21 protein-coding genes and 1 pseudogene are annotated in these 22,264 nt (G+C 72.9%); 9 read left to right on the forward strand and 13 right to left on the reverse strand.

Going from position 1 to position 22,264, the window contains the following annotated elements; translation table 11 throughout:
* Window positions 1-84: 84 nt before the first annotated feature.
* From ACZ5TL_RS07135 to ACZ5TL_RS07160, 6 genes and pseudogenes are all read right to left on the reverse strand, one after another.
* Window positions 85-1,335 carry a cytochrome P450 gene (locus ACZ5TL_RS07135; RefSeq protein ID WP_468588365.1) on the reverse strand — a complete coding sequence of 417 codons (1,251 nt, stop codon included), beginning with the start codon at window positions 1,333-1,335 and terminating at the stop codon, window positions 85-87.
* Window positions 1,332-1,937, reverse strand: coding sequence for a GTP-binding protein (locus ACZ5TL_RS07140; protein WP_468588366.1), 606 nt, complete (start codon window positions 1,935-1,937; stop codon window positions 1,332-1,334). Before ACZ5TL_RS07140 ends, ACZ5TL_RS07135 begins: the two co-directional genes overlap by 4 nt.
* Window positions 1,918-2,289 carry a DUF742 domain-containing protein gene (locus ACZ5TL_RS07145; RefSeq protein WP_078650896.1) on the reverse strand — a complete coding sequence of 124 codons (372 nt, stop codon included), beginning with the start codon at window positions 2,287-2,289 and terminating at the stop codon, window positions 1,918-1,920. Before ACZ5TL_RS07145 ends, ACZ5TL_RS07140 begins: the two co-directional genes overlap by 20 nt.
* Entirely contained in the window at window positions 2,286-2,696 is a 411-nt protein-coding gene (locus tag ACZ5TL_RS07150; RefSeq protein ID WP_097222428.1) for a roadblock/LC7 domain-containing protein, read from the reverse strand. Before ACZ5TL_RS07150 ends, ACZ5TL_RS07145 begins: the two co-directional genes overlap by 4 nt.
* Window positions 2,697-2,701: 5 nt before the next feature.
* Window positions 2,702-4,441: an ATP-binding protein gene (locus ACZ5TL_RS07155; protein ID WP_468588367.1), complete on the reverse strand. Its 1,740-nt coding sequence runs from the start codon at window positions 4,439-4,441 to the stop codon at window positions 2,702-2,704.
* A 251-nt stretch (window positions 4,442-4,692) separates the two neighbouring features.
* A pseudogene (locus ACZ5TL_RS07160) lies at window positions 4,693-4,799 on the reverse strand (AraC family transcriptional regulator); the annotation flags it as partial.
* Between the two features lie 56 nt (window positions 4,800-4,855).
* Here ACZ5TL_RS07160 and ACZ5TL_RS07165 point away from each other — a divergent pair.
* Window positions 4,856-5,806, forward strand: a complete 951-nt coding sequence (locus ACZ5TL_RS07165; protein ID WP_468588368.1) for an NADP-dependent oxidoreductase — start codon at window positions 4,856-4,858, stop codon at window positions 5,804-5,806.
* Window positions 5,807-5,825: 19 nt separating this feature from the next.
* Here the strand turns inward: ACZ5TL_RS07165 and ACZ5TL_RS07170 are convergent, their stop codons facing one another.
* Window positions 5,826-6,932: an NAD(P)-dependent alcohol dehydrogenase gene (locus ACZ5TL_RS07170; RefSeq protein ID WP_468588369.1), complete on the reverse strand. Its 1,107-nt coding sequence runs from the start codon at window positions 6,930-6,932 to the stop codon at window positions 5,826-5,828.
* A 22-nt stretch (window positions 6,933-6,954) separates the two neighbouring features.
* Complete coding sequence (locus ACZ5TL_RS07175; protein WP_468588370.1) at window positions 6,955-8,409, reverse strand: aldehyde dehydrogenase family protein; 1,455 nt, start codon at window positions 8,407-8,409, stop codon at window positions 6,955-6,957.
* A gap of 118 nt (window positions 8,410-8,527) precedes the next feature.
* Here ACZ5TL_RS07175 and ACZ5TL_RS07180 point away from each other — a divergent pair, with 118 nt between their 5' ends.
* The 4 genes from ACZ5TL_RS07180 to ACZ5TL_RS07195 all read left to right on the forward strand — a co-directional run bounded on the left by ACZ5TL_RS07180 (window position 8,528) and on the right by ACZ5TL_RS07195 (window position 11,040).
* On the forward strand, window positions 8,528-8,965 hold the full coding sequence (locus tag ACZ5TL_RS07180) for a MarR family winged helix-turn-helix transcriptional regulator (RefSeq protein WP_468588371.1): 438 nt from the start codon (window positions 8,528-8,530) through the stop codon (window positions 8,963-8,965).
* A gap of 224 nt (window positions 8,966-9,189) precedes the next feature.
* On the forward strand, window positions 9,190-9,567 hold the full coding sequence (locus ACZ5TL_RS07185) for an anti-sigma factor antagonist (RefSeq protein WP_468588372.1): 378 nt from the start codon (window positions 9,190-9,192) through the stop codon (window positions 9,565-9,567).
* A 105-nt stretch (window positions 9,568-9,672) separates the two neighbouring features.
* Complete coding sequence (locus ACZ5TL_RS07190; protein WP_468588373.1) at window positions 9,673-10,335, forward strand: DUF4230 domain-containing protein; 663 nt, start codon at window positions 9,673-9,675, stop codon at window positions 10,333-10,335.
* 165 nt (window positions 10,336-10,500) lie between these two features.
* Entirely contained in the window at window positions 10,501-11,040 is a 540-nt protein-coding gene (locus ACZ5TL_RS07195; protein WP_468588374.1) for a VanZ family protein, read from the forward strand.
* Window positions 11,041-11,531: 491 nt separating this feature from the next.
* Here ACZ5TL_RS07195 and ACZ5TL_RS07200 read toward each other — a convergent pair whose 3' ends face one another.
* The gene (locus tag ACZ5TL_RS07200) at window positions 11,532-11,768 is read right to left on the reverse strand and encodes a hypothetical protein (RefSeq protein WP_468588375.1); all 237 of its coding nucleotides are present in this window, start codon (window positions 11,766-11,768) and stop codon (window positions 11,532-11,534) included.
* A 194-nt stretch (window positions 11,769-11,962) separates the two neighbouring features.
* On the reverse strand, window positions 11,963-12,772 hold the full coding sequence (locus ACZ5TL_RS07205) for an SDR family oxidoreductase (protein ID WP_468588376.1): 810 nt from the start codon (window positions 12,770-12,772) through the stop codon (window positions 11,963-11,965).
* Between the two features lie 123 nt (window positions 12,773-12,895).
* On the opposite strand from ACZ5TL_RS07205, the gene ACZ5TL_RS07210 reads away from it, so the two are divergent.
* From ACZ5TL_RS07210 to ACZ5TL_RS07225, 4 genes are all read left to right on the forward strand, one after another.
* The gene (locus ACZ5TL_RS07210; RefSeq protein ID WP_468588377.1) at window positions 12,896-13,936 is read left to right on the forward strand and encodes a PHP domain-containing protein; all 1,041 of its coding nucleotides are present in this window, start codon (window positions 12,896-12,898) and stop codon (window positions 13,934-13,936) included.
* A gap of 62 nt (window positions 13,937-13,998) precedes the next feature.
* A complete protein-coding gene (locus ACZ5TL_RS07215; RefSeq protein WP_468588378.1) occupies window positions 13,999-14,664 on the forward strand; it encodes an HAD family hydrolase in 666 nt (221 codons plus the stop codon).
* A 271-nt stretch (window positions 14,665-14,935) separates the two neighbouring features.
* Complete coding sequence (locus ACZ5TL_RS07220) at window positions 14,936-16,051, forward strand: FUSC family protein (protein WP_468588575.1); 1,116 nt, start codon at window positions 14,936-14,938, stop codon at window positions 16,049-16,051.
* A gap of 301 nt (window positions 16,052-16,352) precedes the next feature.
* Window positions 16,353-17,381: an SDR family oxidoreductase gene (locus ACZ5TL_RS07225; RefSeq protein WP_468588379.1), complete on the forward strand. Its 1,029-nt coding sequence runs from the start codon at window positions 16,353-16,355 to the stop codon at window positions 17,379-17,381.
* A gap of 146 nt (window positions 17,382-17,527) precedes the next feature.
* Here ACZ5TL_RS07225 and ACZ5TL_RS07230 read toward each other — a convergent pair whose 3' ends face one another.
* The 3 genes from ACZ5TL_RS07230 to ACZ5TL_RS07240 form a co-directional block, all read right to left on the reverse strand.
* Entirely contained in the window at window positions 17,528-17,791 is a 264-nt protein-coding gene (locus ACZ5TL_RS07230) for a hypothetical protein (protein ID WP_468588380.1), read from the reverse strand.
* Between the two features lie 225 nt (window positions 17,792-18,016).
* Complete coding sequence (locus ACZ5TL_RS07235; RefSeq protein ID WP_468588381.1) at window positions 18,017-18,991, reverse strand: phosphotransferase family protein; 975 nt, start codon at window positions 18,989-18,991, stop codon at window positions 18,017-18,019.
* A gap of 30 nt (window positions 18,992-19,021) precedes the next feature.
* The gene (locus ACZ5TL_RS07240; RefSeq protein WP_468588382.1) at window positions 19,022-22,210 is read right to left on the reverse strand and encodes a bifunctional cytochrome P450/NADPH--P450 reductase; all 3,189 of its coding nucleotides are present in this window, start codon (window positions 22,208-22,210) and stop codon (window positions 19,022-19,024) included.
* Window positions 22,211-22,264: the final 54 nt, after the last annotated feature.

Genomic DNA, 22,264 nt, shown 5'->3' on the forward strand with positions numbered 1-22,264 from the left:
CCCCTCCCCCCCCCCCCCCCCCCCCTCCCTCCCCCCTCCCCCCCCCCCCCCCCCCCCCCCCCCCCCCCCCCCACCGCACTTCGCCTATACGGCGAACCGCACCGGCAGGCTGTCCAGCCGGGACTCCCAGGTGGAGGCGGTCGAGGTGAGCTCCTCCGGGGGGACCGCCAGGGTCAGGCCCGGCAGGCGGTGCAGCAGAACGTCCACGGCGATCTCGATGACGGACTGGCCGATACCCTGCCCGGGGCACTCGTGCGGCCCCGAACTGAACGCCAGGTGCGCCTGGTTGCCCTGGACCGAGACGCCGGTGTCCGGACGGACCTCGGGGTCGGCGTTGCCCGCCGCGAGGCCCAGCACCAGCAGGTCGCCCTCCTCGATCCGGTGGCCGCCGAGTTCCAGGTCGCTGGCGGCGAACCGGCCCGGCAGCACCGCCAGCGGCGGGCAGTTCCACATGACTTCCTCCACCACGGCGGAGATGTTCAGCTGGCCGCTGATCAGTCCGGAGAGCCGGGCGGTGTCGGTGAGGACCAGTTGCAGGACCCGCGCCAGCAGGTTGCTGGTCGTGGTGTGCGCGGCGATCAGCACCAGACGCAGATGGCTGACCACCTCGTCCTCGTCGAGGCCGGCCGCGTGTCCCAGCAGGGCGGTGGTGAAGTCCCCGCCGGGCTCGCTCCGCTTGCGCTCGGCCAGTTCGCCGAGGATCCCCATGATGCGCTCGTTGTGCGCGAGGGCGTCCTCACCGCCCTTGAGGACGTGGGCGCAGGACTCGACCAGGTCGCGGCCCTCCGCCTCGGGGAGCCCGAGGATGCGGGAGAGGACGAGCATCGGCAGGTACTCGGCGTAGTCCGCCACGAGGTCGGCGCGTCCGGTGTCCGCGAACGCGTCGATCTGCTTGTTCGCGAAGTGCGTCGCGTGGCGCCGGATACCCCGGGCCGCGGCCGCCTGCAGCCCGTCGGTGACGGCGGCGCGCAGCCTGCGGTGCGGCTCGCCGTCCTGGGAGACGCAGTCGGGCCGCCAGCCGATCATCGGAATCAGCGGCGAGGTCTCCTCGACCCGCCCCTCGGCCCAGTCCCGCCAGATGCGGGCGTCCCGGCTGAACTGGCGGGGGTTGTCGAGCACCCGCCGGTTGTCGCGGTAGCCGAGGACCAGCCAGGCGAACACGTCGCCTTCGAGCAGAACCGGCGCGACCGAGCCGTGTTCCTTGCGCAGCCGCTCGTAGATGCCCTCCGGATCGGTCGCGGCCTCCGGCCCGTACAGCCGGGTCAGGTCGCTGCCGTGGTGGGCTACGGGGCAGCCGCGCATGGCCTGGAGCGGGTTTTCGGTTGCGTCGTTCATCGGGGCTCCAGGGCCACGGCCGAGCGTTCCTTCAGATGGTGGATCAGGGCGACGAGGACGTCCCGGCTGGAGGCCCGGTCGCGGGCGTCGAAGGCCACGACCGGGGTGTTCTCCGGGATGTCCAGGGCATCCCGGATCTCCTCGGCCGGGTAGTTCCGGGAGTCGGGAAAGACGTTCAGGGCGACGACGAAGGGGACCTGCTGCCGCTCCATCTCCTCGATGGCCCGGAAACTGGACTCCAGGCGGCGGGTGTCCACCAGGACGATCGCGCCGAGCGCCCCCTTGAACAGCCCGTTCCACAGGAACCAGAACCGTTCCTGCCCTGGTGTGCCGAACAGGTACAGCACCAGGCTCTCGTTGATGCCGATCTTGCCGAAGTCCAGGCTGACGGTGGTCTGCGTCTTGTCGGCGACGCCGATGAGGTGGTCGACGTCGACGCTGGCCTGGGTGAGGGTCTCCTCGGTCGTCAGCGGCTTGATGTCGCTGACCGAGCGGACCATGGTGGTCTTCCCGGTGCCGAACCCGCCGGCGATCATCACCTTCACCGAGCGGGTGTCCCCGGCCGCCCGCCCTCCGGGTTGGTCAAAGCCTTTCAAGTCCACTGAGTACCTCCTCAAGGAGCGCGAGGTCGGGCCCGCGGCCGGCGTCGTGTGCCGGGATGGGGTTACGGGCTTCGACGCGACCTGCGTCCAGCAGGTCCGACAGCAGCACGGCGAGAATGTTGAAGGGCAGCCCGAGGTGAGCGCCGAGTTCGGCGACCGACAGGGGATCGCGGCAGCGGCGGAGGATCTCCTCGTGCTCGTGCTGCATGCCCGGTAACGGGGCGGCGCGGGCGACGACCAGGGTCGCCACGTCGAGGCTCGACGCCGAACCGCCCGGTCCGCTGCGCCCGCCGGTGAGGACGTAGTAGCGCTCGAGACCGGACGGGTCCGACGGCCTGCGGGGAGCACTCATCCAGAGTGCTCCTCCAGGCGCGGAGTGGTACCGAGGAGCTCACCCATCCTGCGGGCCAGGTCCCTCATCTGGTGCCCGAGCAGGCCCTGGTCGAGACCTTCCCTGGCGAGGACACCGAGGTACGTCTCCACACCGGCGCGGACGACGAAGAGGTGCCCGCCGTCCACCTCGATCATCGCCAGGCGCAACTGCCCGGCGTACGTGGGGAACTGCTCGGCGACCGGCTGGGCCAGGGCCTGCAGGCCGGCCACCACGGCGGCGAAGCGGTCGACGTCGTCGGGGTCTTCGGCGCCGTAGGAGGTGATGGCCTTGCCGTCACTGGAGGCCACGAGGGCGAAACGGATCTCCTGGATGCTCTCGACGAGATCGCGGAGCGCCCAGCTCACGTCTGTTCCTTGTTGCGTCATGAGGACTAGTCGCTCTCTTCGGTGCGGTGCTCGGGGAACTCGCGTCCGGCGGGGTTCTCGTGGTCGTCGGCCGTCCATGAGGCCTCCGCGGCGTCGCGTCCGGCGGTGGCGAAGGCGGCGAGACCGGAGAAGGAGGCGTCCGGCGGGACGGGGGCGACCGTGGTCCGGTCGGTCGGCCCGGACTGCTTCGGCCCGTCCGGCTCGCTCCGCTTGCTGCGGCGCCGGGGCAGTCCGCCGGGCGTGGTGTCCACGGCGCCGTCCGGCGCGGCCGGTGCCGGTCCGGTCTCCGTCTCACGGGCCGGGGCGGCCGCGGCGGTGCGGACCTCCGGGGCGGGCGCGGCCGGGGTGGCCGTGACCTGGGCGGTCGCGGCCGTGGGCAGCGGGCTGAAGTACTTGTGCGGGACCACGACCACCACGGAGGTACCGAGCCACGGCGAGTCCGCGAAGGTGACACGGATGCCATAGCGGCGGGCGAGGGCGCCGACGACGCGCAGACCGATGCTCGCGTCCTCGGTGATGCCACCGAGGCCCGCGCCGGGCGCGGTGCCCGCGAGGGCGTGCTCGGCCTCGCGCTTCTTCTCCTCGCTCAGGCCCTTGCCGGAGTCCTGGATCTCGATGCCGACGCCGTTGGGGACCTCCTTGCCGGAGATGAGCACCGGCTCGGTGGGCGGCGAGTAGCGGGCCGCGTTGTCCAGGAGGTGGGCGAAGATCAGCGTCAGGTGGTCCACCAGGCCGCCGTCGACGCCGAGTTCGGGCAGGTGGCGCACCTGGACGCGGTGGAAGTCCTTGATCCGGCCGACACCGCCGCGCACCACGCTCAGCAGCCGCTGCGGCTCCTGCCACTGCCGGCCGGGCCGGTCCGAGCCGCCGAGCACGCCGATGCTGGCGGCGAGACAGTCGGCGGGGCCGATCTCCTGGTCGAGCTCCATCAGGCCCCGGGCGACGGCGGGCAGCCTGCCGTGCTCGCCCTGCATCTCGTGCAGTCGGCCGCGGAGCTTGCTGGTCAGGACGTGGATGCGGTTACCGATGCTGATGACGGCCTGCTCCGCGGAGGTGGAGCGGTCGAACTCCGCCTCCAGGCCGATCAGGGCGGTGCGCAGCACCTTGCGCAGCGCGGACTGGAGGTCGGAGCTGACCTTGGCGCACTGGTTGACCGTCGGCAGGACGTCGTCGATGGCGTCGCCGGAGCGCAGCCTCTCCATCGCCTCGGACAACTGCTCGTCGGCGAGCCGGGCGACCGCGGCGAGCTGGTGGGAGAGCTGCTCCTGCCAGACCTCGGCCTGGTCGGCGAGCTGGGCCTCGTAGGACGTGGCCTGCTCGGTCAGCCGTTCCTCGTACGCCCGGGACCGGTCGGCGAGCTGCGTCTCGTACGTGGCGCTCTGGTCGGCCAGGCGCCGCTCGTACGCGGCGTTCTGCTCGGTGAGCTGGGACTCCAGGGTGGCGCGTTCGGCGGAGAACTTCCGTTCCAGGCCCGCCACATGCTGCTGCCACTGCTGGTTGTACTCGGCCTGCGCGGTGCGGAAGGAGCCCTCCGACCGCTGCAGCTGTGCCCGGGTACGCAGCAGCAGGCGTACGCACACGGCGCTGACCGCCGTCGCCGCGACACCGGCGACGGCGGCGGTTATTCGCTCCGAGCTCATGAACGTGGCGGCAACCGTCCCGCCTCCCAAGCCCAGCGGCATCAACCACCAGCTGTACCAGGCGACAGGGGCCCGCGCCGCCGGTGGCGGAGTGGCGAGTTCCATCTGCATCCTTCGAAGCACACAATCGAACAGGGGGGTGTGGACCGCACTCATGAGTACGCACTGCGAATCGACTGGACGCGATCGCCTCAACTCGCAGCGTCGATGGGAACCTTATCGGGTTTGGACCCCAGGGGATCAACCTCGGCCCCCCGCCGGACGTGAGGGTTCCGTCACTCTCCGAGAGAAGACAACACATCGACAAATGGCTTTGCCTGCTTGGGGAGTTGGGCGGGACGCGGGCTCCGCGGACTTCAGCGAGCGGTCTGGAAGGTACGCCGGTACGCCTGCGGCGAGACCCCGATCGCCGTGGTGAGGTGCTGGCGCAGGAAGCACCGGTCGCGAAGCCCACCCGGTCGGCGGGGTGGCGATTTTGCCATTGGCGGACGGGGCCGCTGACCGGCACGCTGGATCACCATGAGCACTCAGAACACGATGCGAACCATCAGCCAGGACGTCCTCGGCGGTCCCGAGGTCCTGAAGGAGGTGGAAGTCGGGCGCCCGGTACCGCGGCCGAACGAGGTGCTGGTCCGGGTGCGGGCCGCCGGGGTCAACCCGACCGACTGGAAGCACCGCGCCACCGGCGGATTCCTGGGCGACCCGCCCTTCGTCCTCGGCTGGGACGTCTCGGGCGTGGTGGAGGCGGTCGGCGTCGGCGTGGCCGCGTTCGTGCCCGGTGACGAGGTCTTCGGCATGCTGCCCTACCCGTTCGGGCACGGCTCGCACGGCGAGTTCGTCACGGCCCCGGTGCGCGCCCTCACGCACAAGCCCGCCGGGATCGACCACACCCAGGCGGGCGCACTCCCCCTGGTCTCGCTCACCGCCTGGCAGGCGCTGACCGAGCACGCGGACGTCCGGCCCGGGCAGCGCGTGCTGATCCACGCCGCCGCCGGTGGGGTCGGCCACGTGGCGGTGCAGATCGCCAAGGCGCGCGGCGCGTACGTCATCGGCACCGCGAGCGCCGGCAAGCACGACTTCCTGCGCGGTATCGGTGTGGACGAGGCGGTGGACTACCGCGAGAGGGACTTCACCGAGGCCGTTAAGGACGCCGACGTCGTCCTGGACACGATCGGCGGTGACAACGCCCTGCGCTCCTTGCGCGTCCTGCGCCCCGGCGGTGTCGTGGTGTCGATCCTCCCGGGCGGCTCGAACGACCTCTACGAGGAGGCCGAGCGGCTCGGCGTCCGGGCCCTGCGCATGCTGGTGGACGCCGACCGCGGCGGCATGCGGGCGATCGCGGAACTGGTGGAGGCGGGGAAGCTGCGCGCCACGATCGCCGGGACCTTCCCGCTGGCCGCGGCCGCCGAGGCCCATGCCCTGGGCGACACCGGCCGGACCACCGGGAAGCTGGTGCTGCTGAACGACTGACCCGGCCGGCCCGGGCGGATCAGAAGGTGAGGACGGGCTTGATCGTCTTGCCCGATCGCATGTCCTGGACCGCCCGGTCGATGTCCCCGAAGGGATAGGTGCTGATCAGGCGGTGCAGGGGCAGCCGGCCGTCCTTCACCAGGCGGACCAGGGCCGGGATCACGGCCTGGGTCTCGCTGTCGCCTAGCGTGAGGCCGACGATCCGCTTGCCGCCGAGGAGGCCGTTCACGTCCAGGGCGACCTCGGTGCCGAAGGGCGGGGCGCCGACGACGACCAGGGCTCCCCGGGCGGCGAGCGCGTCGACGCCCTGGCGCAGGACGCCGACGTTGCCCGTGGTCTCCACGACACCGTCCGCGCCCTGGCCGCCGGTGATCCCGGCGAGGGCCGGGGCGAGGTCCGTCGCGCTCGTGTCGACGGTGTGGGTGGCGCCCAGCTCCCTGGCCAGCGAGAGGCGTTCGGCGACCCGGTCGACGGCGACGATCCGCGTGGCCGGGGTGAGGGCCGCCGCCATCACGGCCGACAGGCCGACCGCTCCGGCCCCCAGGACCACGACCGTGCTGCCGGTGTCCGGCTTCAGGACGTTCCAGACGGCACCGACGCCCGTCTGCACCCCGCAGCCCAGCGGGGCGATCGACTCCAGCGGTACGTCCGCGTCGACCTTGACGAGGCTGCGCTCGTCGGCCAGGGCCCGCTCGGCGAAGGAGGACTGGCCGAAGAAGTGGCCGCCCAGGGCCTCTCCCCCGCGGCTGATGGTGCTCGTGCCGTCGGCCCGGCTGCCGCCGATCAGGTTCAGCGGCAGCCAGGTCGAGCAGTACGCGGGGTGCCCGCCGCGGCAGTTGCGGCAGTCGCCGCAGGAGGTGAAGGAGAGCAGGACGTGGTCGCCGGGCTCGACGCCGGTGACTGCGGAGCCGACGGCCTCGACGACGCCCGCGCCCTCGTGGCCGAGGACGCCGGGCAGCGGGAAGGGCAGTCCGCCGCTCGCCACTCCGAGGTCGGTGTGGCACAGGCCGGTGGCGGCCATGCGGACCAGTGCCTCGTGCGGACCGGGCTCGTCGAGGACGACGTCGGAGAGGGTGAAGGGCGCGCCGCCGGACTCGACGACCGCGGCACGGGTGGTGATGGGCATCGGGAGAACTCCTTGGCGGTGTTCAGTCGAGCGAGACGACGACGGACTTGACCTTGGTGTAGCCGGCGAGCGCCTCGGGCCCGTACTCGCGGCCGTAGCCGGAGTCCTTCACGCCGCCGAAGGGCACGGCGGGGTCGAGCATCGCCCAGTCGTTGACCCAGACGATGCCGGCCTGGAGCCGGCCGGCGACCCGGTGGGCGCGGGCGAGGTGGTTGGTCTGCACGCCCGCGGCGAGGCCGTACGGCGTGGAGTTGGCGAGGGCGACGGCCTCGTCCTCGTCGTCGAAGGGCTGCACGGTGAGGACCGGCCCGAAGATCTCCTCCTGGATCACGCGGGAGTCGTTCGACAGGTCGGCGATGACGGTCGGCCGGTAGTAGTAGCCGCCGTCCAGGTCGAGCCGCTCGCCGCCGCAGACGACGCGGGCGCCCTCCTTGCGGGCGAGGGCGACGTACTCCTCGACCTTCTTCAGGTGCTTCTCGGCCGCCATCGGGCCGATGACGGTGGCCGGGTCGCGCGGGTCGCCGACCGGCACTCCGGGCACGGCCTCGGCGAGGATGCCGAGCAGCGTCGGGTACACCGAGCGGGCCACGAGCAGGCGCGGGCCGCCCATGCAGAACTGGCCGGTGTTGAACACGAAGCCCTTGATGACCGCGCCGACCGCCTTCTCCAGGTCGGCGTCCTCGAAGACGATGTGGGCGGCGTTCCCGCCGAGTTCCATGGTCACCGGCTTGAGCGCCTCCCCCGCGACGCTCGCCACGTGCCGGCCGATCGCGGTGGAGCCGGTGAAGGCGACCTTGTCGACACCGCGGTGGCGCAGCAGCGCCTCGCCGGCCACCGGGCCGGTGCCGGTCACGACGTTGACCACGCCGTCGGGGACGCCCGCCTCCTGGAACAGCCGGGCCATGTAGAGGGCGCTGAGCGGGGTCTCGTCGGCGGGCTTGTGGACGACCGTGTTGCCGGCCGCGAGGGCCGGGCCGAGCTTGGAGCCGGCCAGGATCAGCGGGAAGTTGAACGGGGTGATCGCGGCGACCACGCCGAGCGGCTCGCGCCTGGTGTAGGCGAGGGCGTTCATGGGGGTGTCGCGCACAGCACCGTCCAGGCTCTGGGCGAGGCCCGCGTAGTACTCGTAGTCGTTGGCCGCGTTGGTGATGTCGACCGCGCCGCACAGCGTGATCGGCTTGCCGACGTCGAGGCTCTCCAGCGCGGCGAGTTCGTCGGCGTTCTCCCGGATCAGCTGGGCGACGCGGTGCAGCACCCGGCCGCGCTCGCGGCCGCTCAGTGCGGACCAGGCGCCGTCGTCGTAGGCCTCGCGGGCGGCGTGTACGGCCGCGTCCACGTCGGTGGGGCCGGCTTCCGCGACGGTGGTGACGACCGTGCCCCGGGACGGGTCCACCACCTCGGCGCGCGCCCCGTCGGCCGCCTCTCGCCACCGGCCCCCTATGAACAGTTGCCCGGGTGAGTTCTCGAAGGTGGTCATCGCCACTCCTCAGCGTCGTCGCCAAGATCCAACCGCATTAACATTCAACAAACAGGATTCCTGTCTGTGCGCAGTCTCTTTACAGGCAGGTTTCCTGTCAATGGTCTAGCCTGATTCCATGCTCGACACACAGGCGGCCAAGACGTCCCCCTCCCTGCTCTACATGGTCAAGCAGGTGGAGCTCGTCGTGCGCTCCCATCTGGACGAGCTGGTAAGACCCTCCGGGATCACCGCCCTTCAGTACACCGCGCTCACCGTGCTGGAGCGGCACGACGGACTGTCCGCGGCCCAGCTGGCACGCGACTCCTTCGTCACCGCGCAGTCCATCGCGGATCTCGTCCGCTCTCTGGAGGGCCGCGGTCTGGTGCGCCGGGAGCGCAACCCCCGCAACCGCCGGGAGCTGCTGATCCTGCTCACCGACGCCGGCCGCGGGCTGCTCACCCGGCACGCCGGGCCCGTGCGGGAGTTGGAGGAGCGGATGGTGCGCGACCTCACGGCACACCAGACCGAGCAGTTCCGCCAGGCGCTCACCAAGACCTGGCACGCCCTGTCGTAGCCCCGCCGGCCCTCGCCGCGCGCCCCCGGATTCACACCCGCGCACACCCCGGCGTGAACCTCGGCCAACTCGGCAGGAATTCAAAGACATATGTCAATCGAACATGCTCAAATTCACTCGTTGGAGGGTAACTTGCAGGGCGGGGAACGGCCTTGAGGGCCGAAGCCCCTCCCCCACGCACGGAACGCACGGAACGCACGGAGCAGGCTGGAGGCGATCTCGTCGTGCGGCAGGAACCTGCACCGCTCACCCGGCATCTGCGCGTCCGCCGGGAACGGGGGCACACGGTGCTGGAGTTCCGTGGCGAGATCGACCTCGCCGCGGCCTCGGAGATCGCCCCGCACCTGGACCGGGAGACGAGCCGCCCCGCCGCCCGGGTGGTGATCGACCTCAGCGGGATCGAGTTCTTCGACTGCTCGGGCCTGCGGCTGCTGCACCGCGCCCGGAGCCGGGTGCTCGGCCGGCACGGTTACGTGCTCCTGGTCTGCTCCCACCCGCTGACCCTGCGCGTCCTGCGGATCACCGGCCTGTCCCGGCTGCTGCCGCCGCAGCCGACCCTGGACGCGGCGCTGGAGCAGCCGGAGGCGACGTCCCGCCCGTGACGGGTGTGCGCCCGGCGTGCTTCCGCCGGGGCCGTCGAATCCTCAACTCGGCGGTCTGGCACGGGGCCTGGCGGGCATCCGGACAGTAGGAAGGAGGGCCGTCGCATGACGACTCCCGTCAAACGCCTCCCCAGGCGCGTGCCCGGCTGGGCGAAGGTGGTGGCCGCGCTCGTGCTGGTGCTCGTCGTGTTCTTCGCCGGGATCCGGCTGAGCGTGCTCCCGGGGCTGAAGGACCTGTTCGGCACCGAGACCCGCGACCGGTCCGGCCCCGCGCTGCTGAAGTCCATCCAGGACATCAGCCGGTACGACGCCGCCTCCGGCAACTTCCAGGTCGTCGTGGACCTGGAGAAGGACGCCAAGCTCCTCCCCGACGCGATCCGCGGCACCCGCACCCTGTATGTCGGGGCGGGCACCGTCGACGCCTACGTCGACCTGGGCAAGGTCGGCGAGAACGACGTGCGGGTCAACGGCGACCGCACGTCGGCCACGCTCCGGCTGCCCCACGCGCAACTGGGCAAGCCGGCCCTGGACCCCGACCGCTCCTACGCCGTCTCCAAGCAGCGCGGTCTCTTCGACCGCCTCGGGGACCTGTTCTCGGACAATCCCAACGGCGAGCAGGCCGTGCAGAAGCTCGCGGTACGGCACATCGGCGACGCGGCGAAGGAGAGCGAACTGACCGCGCGCGCCGAGTCGAACACCACCGGCATGCTCCAAGGGCTGCTGCGTTCCCTCGGCTTCAAGGAAGTGCGCGTCTCCTACGGGAGTTGATCGGCTCCCAGGACCCCGGGCGGAGCAAGCGCGCTCGCGGCGGCCCCGGGCGGGAGTGTCCCATGGAACACGGGGCAACCGAGAGTGGGGACGGTCGGCGGCATCGCCGGTGTTTCCGTGGGTAACCTCCTTACCGGGCAGCGAAGTTGAAGACTGGAGGACCGAATGGCCGGTGCAGCCTCACGTCCCCGGACCGCCGGGTCCGGGAGCGAGCGACGCCCGCTCCCCCTGCCCGTCCGGCTGCTGGCGGTGCTGTGCGCCTTCACGTTCATGGTCGCCTTCGCCGTGGTCCTGGCACGGCTGACCCTGCAGCCCTCGCCCGCCTCGGAGGCGCTGACCCACAGCAACCTGCAGCCGGGCAGCTCCGTGAAGGCCTATCTCGACCAGCCGGAACTGCGCGACGCCGTCCGGCAGATCGGCGGCAACATCCTGCTGGGCGTCCCCTTCGGCATCCTGGTCCCCGTCGTCGCCCCCCGCACCCGCGGCATCCTCCGGGTCCTGCTCCTGACCGCGGTCGTGATGCTCCTGGTGGAGTTCGCCCAGGGCGCCCTGGTCACCGGCCGGGCCTTCGACATCGACGACGTCATCCTCAACACGACGGGTGCGCTGATCGGTTACCTGCTCCTGGGCCGCCGCCTGAGCCGCGCGGTCCATGCCCGCAAGCCCCGGAAGGACCGCGCGGGCGAGGCGCCGGCGAACGGCTGACCTCCCCGCCCCCACTCCGCGTCGCCCAGCCGCACCAGTCCCCTCGATCGAGTCCAGGCGGGGCGGCGGTGCCGTGCTTCCGACGGCGGCGGAGGGCGGCGCGACCTATCAGCTGTCGCGTGCGATGAAGACCGGCCCGAGCCGGTCACCGACGAGGGAGACCGGCTCGTCGGCCGGGAACACGCCGGTGCCGTGGACGCGCCGGGCAGGGTCGGGCGACCGTGGGCCACGGCCGTGCGGACTGGCCAGTGCCGCGGCAGGCAACGTTTGCCCGTCAAGGAGCGGCGTCGTGGGGGTGCCTCCCGCCCGAGCCGTGCGAAGCGCGGTTCGAGGGTGGGGGAGCGTGCTCTCGGCGTGCCGGCCGGAAGTCCTCGTACTGGATGTACCTGGGCTTTCGGCCGGTGCGGCGAGTGGGGGCACCTCCCACGCCTTTCGGGCAGTGGGGGAGCGTGCCGGGCGTCGCGACGGGGCGAACCTTGCCTGCCGCGGCACTAGTGAACGGTCCAGGTGAATTTGTCTCCGCCCACCCAGCGGACCACGTCCGGGTCGTCCAGGTCGTGGACCGTGATGCCGAACGCGGTCGCGGCCGCGAGGACATCGGTGATGGCTCTGGCCTCCCCGACCACCTGGCCGTCGATCTCCACGATCCGGAACGGCGGTGTGCCCGGCTGTACCCCGAGCACCATGATCCGCGGGTGGGGCATGTACGGGCTCGCGCTTTCGGTCATGCATCGAGCGTAGAGCGGAACCGGCCGGAACGTGGGGTTCAGGGCAGCGGCCGGGCGTCGAGGACGGCTCCTCGACCGGGCCCGGACGGCCGGGCGCCCCGGACCCGGCAACGCGGCGCACGCCCCGTCCGAGCCGGACGCGGCGGAACCCGGGCTCGTCGCGGGAGCTGGGGCGCGGTCTCGCCGCGGCCCGCTCACGGGCGGCGCCAGTCGTGACCCGGCAGGTGCGAACCGGCCTGTGGGCCCATCCGGAGCATGCCGCCGTCGACGCTCCAGGAGGCGCCCGTGACGTACCTGGCGTCCGGGCCGGCGAGGAAGGCGATGACGGCGGCGACCTCGCGGGCGTCGCCGGGCCGGCCGAGCGGGATGCCGGGACGGCTCTCGGTGTGCGGGTCTGTGTCCTCCTGCCCGGTCATGGGTGTGGAGATCTCGCCGGGCGCGACGGCGTTGACCGTGATGCGGTGCTCGGCGAGTTCGAGCGCCATGACCTGGGTGAGCAGGCCGAGACCGCCCTTGGCGGCGCAGTACGGCGCGGCGCCCACGCGCGGCTGGTGCTCGTGAACGGACGTCACGTTGATGATCCGGCCCCCGTCACCGTGCCGGATCATGTGCCGGGCCGCCTTCTGCCCGCACAGGAACGGCCCGACGAGGTCCACGTCGAGGACCTCGCGCACGTCGGACAGCTCCAGGTCGAGGAAGGGCGTCATGGTGCCGGTGCCGGCGTTGTTGACCAGCACGTCGATCCGGCCGAGCCGCTCGCACAGGTCGTCGACGGTGTCGGCGGCGTCGGGCAGCCGGGTGAGGTCCATCCGGGCGACCTCGGCCCGCCGCCCGTGCGCCCGGACCTCGTCGGCCGTCTCCTGCGCCCCCTTCTGGTCGCTGTGCCAGGTGATGCCGACGTCCATGCCCGCCTCGGCCAGGCGCACGGCGGTGGCTCTGCCGATGCCGGAGTCGGCGCCGGTGATCACAGCGGCCTTGCTGGGGGGCGCGGTGGGGGCGGACATGGCAGGCCTCCTCGTCGACACGGCCGGGACGAGGCATCGCAGTACCCGGGGGGATGCGGGGCAAACCGTCCGCCCGTCGTGCGGCCCGCCGGGCGCTGGGGAACCCTTGAGGTGGAGGTGGCGATGGACCCCGTCGAGGCACTGGAGCGGATCGCCTTCCTGCTGGAGCGGTCCCTGGCACCGACGTACCGCGTGCGCGCCTTCCGTACGGCGGCGCGGGTGCTGAGGGAACTGGGCGGGGACGAGGTGAGCCGGCGGGCGGCGGACGGTTCGCTGGAAGGGCTCAAGGGGGTCGGGCCGAAGACCGCGCAGGTGGTACGGGAGGCGCTGGCAGGCCAGGTGCCCGGCTATCTGTCGAAGCTGGAGGGCGAGGCGGAGCAGCGGCCGGCCGTGCGGGGCGGGGAGAAACTGCGCGGGCTGCTGCGCGGGGACTGCCATCTGCACTCCGACTGGTCCGACGGCGGCAGCCCGATCGAGGAGATGGGCCGGGCCGCGGCGGCGCTGGGCCACGAGTGGGCGGCGCTGACCGACCACTCGCCGCGGCTGACGGTGGCCCGCGGGCTGTCGGCCGAGCGGCTGCGGGAACAGCTGGACGTGGTCGCGGAGCTGAACGAGACCTGGGCTCCGTTCCGGCTGCTGACCGGCATCGAGTGCGACATCCTCGAGGACGGCTCGCTCGACCAGGAGCCGGAGCTGCTGGACCGGCTCGACGTCGTGGTGGTGTCGGTGCACTCCAAGCTGCGGATGGACACCCGGTCGATGACCCGGCGGATGGTGGCCGCCGTTCGTGATCCGCACTCGGACGTACTCGGGCACTGCACGGGGCGGCTGGTGACCGGACGGGAGCGGCCGGAGTCGGAGTTCGACGCGGACGCGGTGTTCGAGGCGCTGGCGGAGACCGGCACGGCCCTGGAGATCAACAGCAGGCCGGAGCGGCTCGACCCGCCCCGGCGGCTGCTGCGCCGGGCCGTGGACGCGGGGGTGCTGTTCTCCGTCGACACCGACGCGCATGCTCCGGGGCAGCTGGACTGGCAGCTCAACGGGTGCACGCGGGCCGAGGAGTGCGGGGTGCCGTCCGAGCGGGTGGTGACCACGTGGTCCCTGGACGAGCTGCTGGCCTGGACCCGTGAGCGACAGTTGCCGTCGGGCGTGGCGAGCGGCTGACGTGGGTACTCGCGCGGCCGGACGTGGCACTCGCGCGGCCGGAGAGGAAAGGGACCACACCTATGGATCGCGCCGAACGGGCGGCCGTGTTCGACGTCGACGGCACGCTGGTCGACACCAACCATCTGCATGTCGTGGCGTGGTGGGAGGCCTTCCGCCAGGCGGGTCACCAGGTGCCGATGCACGCCGTGCACCGGGCCGTGGGCCTGCCGTCGACCGACCTGGTCGCCCATCTGCTGGGCGAGGACCGCGACACGGAGCAGGACGCCGCCATCAGCGCCGGGCACAAGGCGCTGTACGGACAGTACTTCGACCGGCTGCACGCACTGCCGGAGGCCGGGGCGCTGCTGCGGCGACTGCACCGGGACGGCTGGACGGTGGTCCTGGCCACCTCCGCCGGCGGCGCCGAGCTGAGCGCGCTGCGCCGGGCGATCGACGCGGACGACGCCATCGCCGCCACGGCGAGCGCCGACGACGTCGACCAGGGCAAGCCCGCGCCCGAGCCCGTCGAGCACGCCCTGGAACTGGCCGGGGTGCCGGCGGAGCGGGCGGTGTTCGTCGGCGACACGGTGTGGGACATGCGCGCGGGCACCAGGGCCGGGGTGCGCTGTGTGGGCGTCCTGTGCGGCGGCATCCCGCGCACGGACCTGGAGAAGTCCGGCGCGGACGCGGTCTACGCCGATCCCGCGCATCTGCTTTCCTCGCTCGGGGAAAGCCCGCTGGCATGAGACGACGTGAAACCCCCGGTCACGGGGATACCCGCAGCGCATGACGCGTGTAACGAGTGCGGTGCGGCGGACGGCGGGCGCCTTTCGCCGACGGAGGGACCAAGGCACGACGGCGGACGGCCGGACGGCGGACGGCACCGCCCCGGCCTCGGATCCGCGGCCCCGGGGAGATGCGAAGGCCCCGGGACGGATACGGAACCTGGAGCACGGAATCCGTGCCGTGCAGCCGGTGGACGCCGTACGGCGGGAGACACGGGCCGCCCTGGACGCGATGCGAGCGGCCTGGCGGGGGCCCGGGCGGGAACGGGATCTGGTCGTCCAGTCGCTGAAGGCCGCCGCGGCGGCGGTGATCGCCTGGCTGGTGGGCGGCGTCTGGATGGGGGACCCGCTCGCGCTGATGGCGCCGTGGGTGGCACTCGTGCTGGTGCAGGCCACCGTCTACAGCTCGCTGGTGCAGGGCGCCCGGCAGTTCGGCGCGATCTGCGTCGGCACCCTGCTGGCCTCGGCCGCGCAGGCGATCACCGGCGACACCACGGGCGCGCTCGCCCTGTCCGTGCCGGTGCTGATGCTGCTGGCGAACTGGCCCCGCTTCGGTGACCAGGGGATCTACGCGGCGACCACCGCTCTGTTCACCATCGCCGCGGGATCGGTGAGCATGTCCGGCGTCGGTCACCGAGTGGGGCAGGCCGCGCTCGGCGCCGTCATCGGCGTGGCCGTGAACGCGCTGGTCCTGCCGCCGATCCATCTGCGGGACGTGCGGGAGAACATGGAGGCGCTCGCCCGGGAGGTGGGTGACGTCCTGCACACCATCGCCGGCGACCTGCGCGAGGGCGAGTGGGACGCGCAGACCGCAGCCGGCTGGCTCAGCGCCTCGGCCGCACTGGACCACCGACTGGAAGTCCTGCATTCGGCGCGCCGGTGGAGCCAGGAGAGCCTGCGTCTGACCTCCGGCCCGCTGCGCGCCCTGCACCGCGTACCGCACGGGGCCACCCTGCCGCCGGTGGAGGAGGACGAGCGGTTCGTCCGGGTCACCGGGCATGTCACCGCTCTCACGCGGGCCCTGGCGGTGTCCGTGGACGACAGACGGACGCCCGCCCCGCCCGAGGCCGCGGCGCTGCGCTCGTACGGGCGGCTGCTGCAGCTGATCGGGGACGCCTGCCACCTGGAGGCGGACAACCTGCGCGAGGGCAGCCCGGAGGGCCGTCCGGACGACGAGACCGAGAAGGCGATGCGGGACCTGCACGAGGAACTGCAGGACAAGCTGCTCCGGCACGCCGGGGAAGGAGCCGCGCACACGGCGGTCCTGGGCACGCTGCTGCTCCAGGCGGAGAACCTGTGGGCGGAGACCGTCCCGGCCGACAAGGAGCAGGAACTCCGGGAACAGTGACGTACCTCACCGGACGGGGTGTCCGGGTGAGGAACACACAGAAGTGGTTCCCCGTTGAACAACTCGTGGGTGCGGAGGGGACAGTGTCCCCGGGCCTCACCATTCGCCCACAGGGACGATCGTTCGGCTGAAGCCCTGTGGAGCCCTTCGCCGAGAGGCGACCGCCCTCCGTGCCCACCCCTTTGCCGCCCCGGCCGCGATTCCCCCGTCCGGCCGGGGCTTCCTTCTGTCCTGATGCAGTCCGCCTCGCCCGGGTACTCGGTCAGCTCTCGCGGAAGCACACGGCCGAGAGGAGCCAGAGGTGAGCAGCGGAACAGGCATACGCGTCGTCGTCACGGGCGCCACCGGCAACGTGGGCACCAGTGTGGTGCGTCTCCTCTCCGAGGATCCGGAGATCGCCTCCGTGCTGGGCCTGGCCCGGCGGATCCCCGACTGGTCGCCGCCGAAGACGGACTGGGCGGCGGTCGACCTGACCTCCGAAGAGTCCGGCCTGACCGAGCGGTTCACGGACGCCGACGCGGTCATCCATCTGGCCTGGGCGTTCCAGCCGACCCACGACCCGGCGGCGACCTGGCGCACCAATGTGCTGGGCAGCATGCGGGTGTTCGAGGCGGTGGCGGAAGCCGGGGTACCGGCGCTGGTGCACGCCTCGTCGGTCGGCGCGTACTCGCCGGGCCCGAAGGACGAGGCGGTGGACGAGTCGTGGCCGACGCACGGCTGGCCGGACGCCGCGTACTGCCGGGAGAAGGCCTACCTGGAACGCGCGCTGGACACGTTCGAGCGGGACCATCCCGCCACGCGTGTGGTGCGGATGCGGCCCGCGTTCCTCTTCAAGTGGGAGTCCGCGAGCGAACAGCGCCGCATCTTCGGCGGCCGCTTCCTGCCCGGCCCGCTGGCACGCCCGGAGCTGCTGCCCTTCCTGCCCGACATCCCCGGGCTGCGGGTGCAGGCCCTGCACACGGACGACGCCGCCGAGGCCTACCGGCTGGCCGTTCGCTCCGGCGCCCGGGGCGCCTTCAACCTGGCCGCCGAGCCCGCGGTCGACGCGCGGCTGCTGGGCGAGATGCTCGGCGCGCGCCCGGTGCGGCTGCCGCGCACGGCGGCCCGGTCGGCGATCGCGGCAGCCTGGGGCCTGCACCTGGTGCCCGCCTCACCCCACCTGTTCGACGCGGTGCTGCGGCTGCCCCTGATGGACTCCGCACGGGCCCGTACGGAACTCGGCTGGGAGCCGGAACACACGGCGACCGAGGTTCTGGAGGAGTTCCTGCGGGGCCTGCACCAGGGCGGGGGCGCGCGGACGGAGCCGATGCGGGGACGCAAGGTGGGCTGAGCACGCGGTGTGAGCTGAGCGGGCGGCCGGTCCCTGCGTCGTTCCTTCGTCGTTCCTTCGTCTTCGTCGGAGCACTGGCCGCTGTCATGGCCGAGGGCCGCAGCCGACCCCCACAGTCGGCTGCGGCCCTCGGTGGGATGCCCTCCTCAGTCGGAGGGCTCGTCCGGCACCGGGTCTTCGGTCTGTGCCGTTCCCGAGCTCGGTGCCCCTTGCCGGCCCGTCCCCGCCTCGTCGGTGTCGGGGACGTCGTCGGCCGCTTCGTCGGGCTCGTCGCCCTCGCCCTTCCCGGTGCCCGTGAAGCGCGGTGCGACCTCCCACGGGTCCTCGCCGGTGCTGGCCTGCTGGTCCGGCATGTCACGCGGGACAGGCTCACCGTTCTCGCCGGGTGCGTCGAGCCGGTGATCGGTCACGGCGTACTCCCTTCGCTCGTCCGGACGACACGCGAGTACCTCCGCGGTGATCCGCGAAACCTCAGCGCGGTGCCCGTTCCCCGAGCGCCGCGCGCCAGGCGGGAGCGGGATCACCGCGCGGACCGTGACGGCGTAGGGCCCGAACCGGCCCAGGCCGACGGTCGTCTTCCCGCCGGGCGGCGCAGCGCGCAGGACGTAGCAGGCTCGCGCCGGAGCCGGTGTGAGCTAACGACGGGGTGAGGCAGTCTCCTCGATTTCGTCCAGGGCGGCGACGAGTTCCGGGGCGGCCGTCTCCCGCACCCAGCGCTCCTGCTCCTCGCCGGCCCGGCGCGGAACCGTCTCGGTGAGCATGATCAGGTACAGGTAGGCGCGGTACAGGGCGAGCCGGAGGCGGGCCGGGGTGTCGAAGCGGGCCCGGCCGCCGGCCTCGCGGTAGCCGGCCAGGAACGCCTCGTCCTTCCTGATGTCCCCGAGCAGCGCCAGGGAGACGAAGTCGGCCAGGGGGTCGCCCCAGAACATGCGCTCCCCGTCGATGAGGCCGCCGATGCGGGCCTCTCCGGCCGGGCGGTCGACGAGGATGTTGCCGCGCCACAGGTCGAAGTGCACCAGGCGCGGCTCGATGACCTCGTCGAGGGCGTCGTACCCGGACGCGGCGGCACGGGCCACCGCGTCGGCGGGGCGGGGCAGCCATGCCCCGTAGCGCCGGGCGTCGTCGAGGACGGCGTCGAACATGGTCGTGAACGCGGTCCGCCAGTCGGGGGCGAGCGGGCCGAGGGCGCCTGAGGGGTAGCCGTGGCCGGGGCCGGTCACGGCGTGCAGCCGGGCCACCTGGCGGCCCAGCTCCGTGCGCAGTGCGGTGTGTTCCGGGTCGGTGAGCGTGCCGTCCCACGGGGCGCCCGGGCAGGCCGTCATCAGCAGGTGGTCGTCGCTCAGGGACACCGTCCGCGGTGCGGGGACCGCGACGCGGGCGGCCGAGCGGTAGAACTCGGCCTCCGAGACGAGCAGCCGGCGCTCGTGCCGGAGGCCGGGCGTGGCGGCGGGGGGCGGGATCTTGAGCACGTAGCGGTTGCCGTCGGTGAGGCGGAGTTCCTCGACGGTGTTGTACGTGCCGCCGGTCAGCGGGGCGAGGTGGGCGAGGCTGCCGGGGTCCAGGCCCGCCTCCGCCAGGATGTGCCGGGCCCGTTCCCAGGAGTCCACCACTGTGTGCCCACCCCTCTCCTGCCGCCGCGGTCAGCCGGCGGCGTACACGTCCTCGACGTAACGCCCGTCCGCGATCAGCCCGTCGAGCCACTGCTCGGCAGCGGTCTCGTCCGTGCCTTCGTCGGCCGGTGCGTGCTTGCGGAACAGCGTACGGAACGCCTCCCGCACGCCGGGGGCCATGCGGGAACCGTCGCCGCAGACGTAGACGCGGGCCCCGCCCTCCAGCAGGTCCCAGATCTCCGCCGCCTCGGCGGCGATCCGGTGCTGCACGAAGCGCACCTCGCCCTCGGGCTCCTCGCTGAAGGCGGGGCGGAGGGAGACGGCCCCCGTGGTCTCGGCGGCGCGCAGTTCCTCTGCGTGCAGGAAGTCCGCGCCGGGCCCGTCGCAGCCGAAGTAGCAGACGGCCGGGGCGAGTCCGGTGCCCGACGCGAGGGCGGCCACGCGATCGGCGATGGCGCCGCGGAACGGGGCGAGGCCGGTGCCCGCCGCGACCATGACGACCGGCGCCGGTCCGGTGGCGTCGATGCGGAACGCCTCGCGGCACGACTGCACGCGCGCGTACACCGTGTCGCCGGGTTCGACGGCGTTGAGGTGGCCGGAGCCGGTGCCCCGGTAGACGCCCCTGCCGGAGCGGGCCGGGGCCTGGAGCAGCGAGACCATCAGGTCCGCGTGGCCGGGGTCGGCGGCGGGCGAGGAGGAGATGGAGTAGTGGCGCGGGCGCAGCGGGGTGAGGAGGTCGAGGAGCCGCGGCCAGTCCAGCGCGCCGCGCAGTGCCGGGTGGTCCTCCAGGATCTCCACGAGGGTGCGCGGGTCGTCGGTGAGGGCGGCCAGAGCCGCGCGCTCCGGCGGGCACGGGTTGGCCGCGGCGAGCGCGGCAAGCTGCCCACCGCTCGGGCGCTCCTGCAGCTCCACATGGTGGGTGAGGAGCCGCCGTACCGTCACGGGGCGGTCCACGGCGATGCCGTCGCGGCGCGGGCGGGTGGCGCGGATGTCCAGGACCGTGTCGAGGTCGGCGCCGAGCGCGGTGGCGGCGCGGGCGACGAGGTCCGGGGCGTTGGCGGGCAGCACCGTGAGGTGGTCGGCCGTGCGGTAGGTGACGCCTTCGGGGAGGGCGACGCGGACGAACCGCTTGCGGCGCGCGTAGCCCGGTGCGGTGAGGTCGTACGCCTCGGTCACCCGCATGGGGACGAGCTCGTGCCGCTCGGCGAGGGCGTCCAGCGGGCCGCCGGTCAGGGTGCGGACCGCGTAGGCGGTGGTGGGCCCGGCGTCCGGGGTCGTGGCGTCCGGGTCGCCGTAGCGCTCCAGGAGCGCGGTGCGCAGGGCTGCCGTGAACTCCCGGACGGCGCCGGTGAGGTCTCCGGAGGCGTCGGCGGCGGCGCGGTCCAGCAGCCGGGTGGCGCCGGACTCGGCGAGCCGCTCGTCGACGCGGATGGGGACGTGCTGGTAGGTGGCGGCCCAGTTGCGGTCGCCGACGCCGAGGACGGCGTACGTCACGCCGGACCGGTCGCCGGTCTCCTCCAGCCGGGCCGCGAAGGCGGTGGCGTCGTCGGTGGGGCGGCCGTTGTAGGAGGCGGCCGTGATGATCACGGGCCGGTCGGTGGGCAGGCCGTCGGCGTAGGCGTCCAGGGGTGCCACCCGGGTCTCACAGCCGATGGCGGCGGCCTCGTCGGCGAGCTGGGCGGCGATGTCGCGGCAGGTGCCGTAGTTGCTGCCGTGCAGGAACAGGGCGGAGGTGCCGGGGCGGACGCGGGCGGGGAGGTCCCGCGGTTCGGCCGACCGGGCGTCATGGGCCGGGGCGGCGCCGGGCAGCGGGGTGTGGAGGCGGTCGGCGGGGGTGCGCGGAGTGAGCGCGAGGGTGAAGCCCTCGGGCTTGAGGGTGAGGGTCTCCTTGACCGTGAGCCGGTAGCCGGCGTGGTCGCGCAGCCGGTAGCGGTGGACGAGCATGGCCAGCAGCATGGTCGCTTCGTGCAGCGCGAACTGCCGTCCGATGCAGGCGCGTTCGCCGGTGCCGAAGGGCTTGAAGGCGTGCACCGGCCGCTCCGCCTCGGCCTCGGCCGTGAAGCGGGAGGGGTCGAACAGCTCGGGGTTGTCGCCCCAGACGGGCTGCCGGTGCAGCATCGGCGTGAGGACCAGGGCGGACTGCCCGGCGCGCAGCGGGATGCGGCCGCCGAGCAGGGTGTCCTCGCGGGCCTGCCGGGCGAACACGGCGGCCGTGGGCCAGAGCCGGAGCGCCTCGTTGAGGACCTGGCGGGTGTAGGTGAGCCGGCCGATCTCGTCGTACGTGGGCTCGGGGTCGGCCTGGTCGCCCCACAGCGCGTCGGCCTCGCGCCGCACCAGCTGGAGCGCGGTGGGGTGCTTGGCGAGGTAGTACAGGGCGAAGGACATGGCGCCGGAGGTGGTCTCGTGCCCGGCGATCAGGAAGGTGATGACCTGGTTGCGGATGTTGGCGGTGTCGAGCGTGGTGCCGTCGGCGGGGTGCTCGGCGGTGAGCATCAGTCCGAGCAGGTCGTCGGCGTCGCTCTGGTCGGTGCCGGTGCGAGCGGCGATGACGTCGTCGACGACCCGGGCGAGGTACGCGGAGTCGTCCCGGAAGGCCGCGTCCTGCGCCGAGCGGTCCTGGCCAGGCACGCGGGCGAGGCGGGTCATGCTCCACTCCAGGCAGCGGACCATGGACTCGACGAAGGGGTGCGGCTCGGCCCGTTCGAAGGAGCCGAAGTCGTAGCCGAATCCGGCGAGGCCGATGGTGTCGAGCGTCATGCGGGTCATGTCGTCGGGGACGTTCACCGGCTGCCCGGCGCGGGCGTCGCGGTCCCAGGAGTCGATGAGCCGGCGGGCCACCTTCAGCATCACGGGGTGGTAGGTGCGCATCGAGCCCAGCGCGAAGGCGGGCATGAGGATGTCGTGCGCCTTGGCCCAGTTGGGCTCGTCGTTGTAGGCGGTGAACAGGCCGTCGGCGGCGAACTCGCGGACGTTCTCCAGACCGGGCCCGATGTGCTTGGCGAACCGCTGCTCGTCCGCGAGGTCGGCCACGAGGTCCAGGTCGCCCACGAACAGGGTGTCGCGCCCGTACAGCCGCCGCGTGAACACGGGCCCGTGCTCGCGCATCAGGTCCATGGCCTGCTGGACGGGCGCACCGCCGGGTCCGCTGGCGGAGATGTCGGCGACGGGGACACCGGGGAAGCCGTCTGCGGCCGGGGAGGGCTGGGGTGTGGGGGTCATGACGCGGCAACTGCCTTTCGCGGTACGGAAGTACTGCGTTCCAGCGTGATCCAC

Source organism: Streptomyces sp. NPDC033136 (assembly GCF_055578235.1).

What these genes read in the sequence shown, in the direction of transcription:
- ACZ5TL_RS07165 (WP_468588368.1), top strand. Translation starts at nt 4,856, where the DNA reads ATGAGCACTCAGAACACGATGCGAACCATCAGCCAGGACGTCCTCGGC.
- ACZ5TL_RS07195 (WP_468588374.1), top strand. Translation starts at nt 10,501, where the DNA reads ATGGCCGGTGCAGCCTCACGTCCCCGGACCGCCGGGTCCGGGAGCGAG.
- ACZ5TL_RS07145 (WP_078650896.1), bottom strand. Translation starts at nt 2,289, where the DNA reads ATGAGTGCTCCCCGCAGGCCGTCGGACCCGTCCGGTCTCGAGCGCTAC.
- ACZ5TL_RS07200 (WP_468588375.1), bottom strand. Translation starts at nt 11,768, where the DNA reads ATGACCGAAAGCGCGAGCCCGTACATGCCCCACCCGCGGATCATGGTG.
- ACZ5TL_RS07135 (WP_468588365.1), bottom strand. Translation starts at nt 1,335, where the DNA reads ATGAACGACGCAACCGAAAACCCGCTCCAGGCCATGCGCGGCTGCCCC.
- ACZ5TL_RS07155 (WP_468588367.1), bottom strand. Translation starts at nt 4,441, where the DNA reads ATGGAACTCGCCACTCCGCCACCGGCGGCGCGGGCCCCTGTCGCCTGG.
- ACZ5TL_RS07175 (WP_468588370.1), bottom strand. Translation starts at nt 8,409, where the DNA reads ATGACCACCTTCGAGAACTCACCCGGGCAACTGTTCATAGGGGGCCGG.
- ACZ5TL_RS07150 (WP_097222428.1), bottom strand. Translation starts at nt 2,696, where the DNA reads ATGACGCAACAAGGAACAGACGTGAGCTGGGCGCTCCGCGATCTCGTC.
- ACZ5TL_RS07220 (WP_468588575.1), top strand. Translation starts at nt 14,936, where the DNA reads ATGCGAGCGGCCTGGCGGGGGCCCGGGCGGGAACGGGATCTGGTCGTC.
- ACZ5TL_RS07205 (WP_468588376.1), bottom strand. Translation starts at nt 12,772, where the DNA reads ATGTCCGCCCCCACCGCGCCCCCCAGCAAGGCCGCTGTGATCACCGGC.
- ACZ5TL_RS07210 (WP_468588377.1), top strand. Translation starts at nt 12,896, where the DNA reads ATGGACCCCGTCGAGGCACTGGAGCGGATCGCCTTCCTGCTGGAGCGG.
- ACZ5TL_RS07180 (WP_468588371.1), top strand. Translation starts at nt 8,528, where the DNA reads ATGCTCGACACACAGGCGGCCAAGACGTCCCCCTCCCTGCTCTACATG.
- ACZ5TL_RS07240 (WP_468588382.1), bottom strand. Translation starts at nt 22,210, where the DNA reads ATGACCCCCACACCCCAGCCCTCCCCGGCCGCAGACGGCTTCCCCGGT.
- ACZ5TL_RS07170 (WP_468588369.1), bottom strand. Translation starts at nt 6,932, where the DNA reads ATGCCCATCACCACCCGTGCCGCGGTCGTCGAGTCCGGCGGCGCGCCC.
- ACZ5TL_RS07190 (WP_468588373.1), top strand. Translation starts at nt 9,673, where the DNA reads ATGACGACTCCCGTCAAACGCCTCCCCAGGCGCGTGCCCGGCTGGGCG.
- ACZ5TL_RS07215 (WP_468588378.1), top strand. Translation starts at nt 13,999, where the DNA reads ATGGATCGCGCCGAACGGGCGGCCGTGTTCGACGTCGACGGCACGCTG.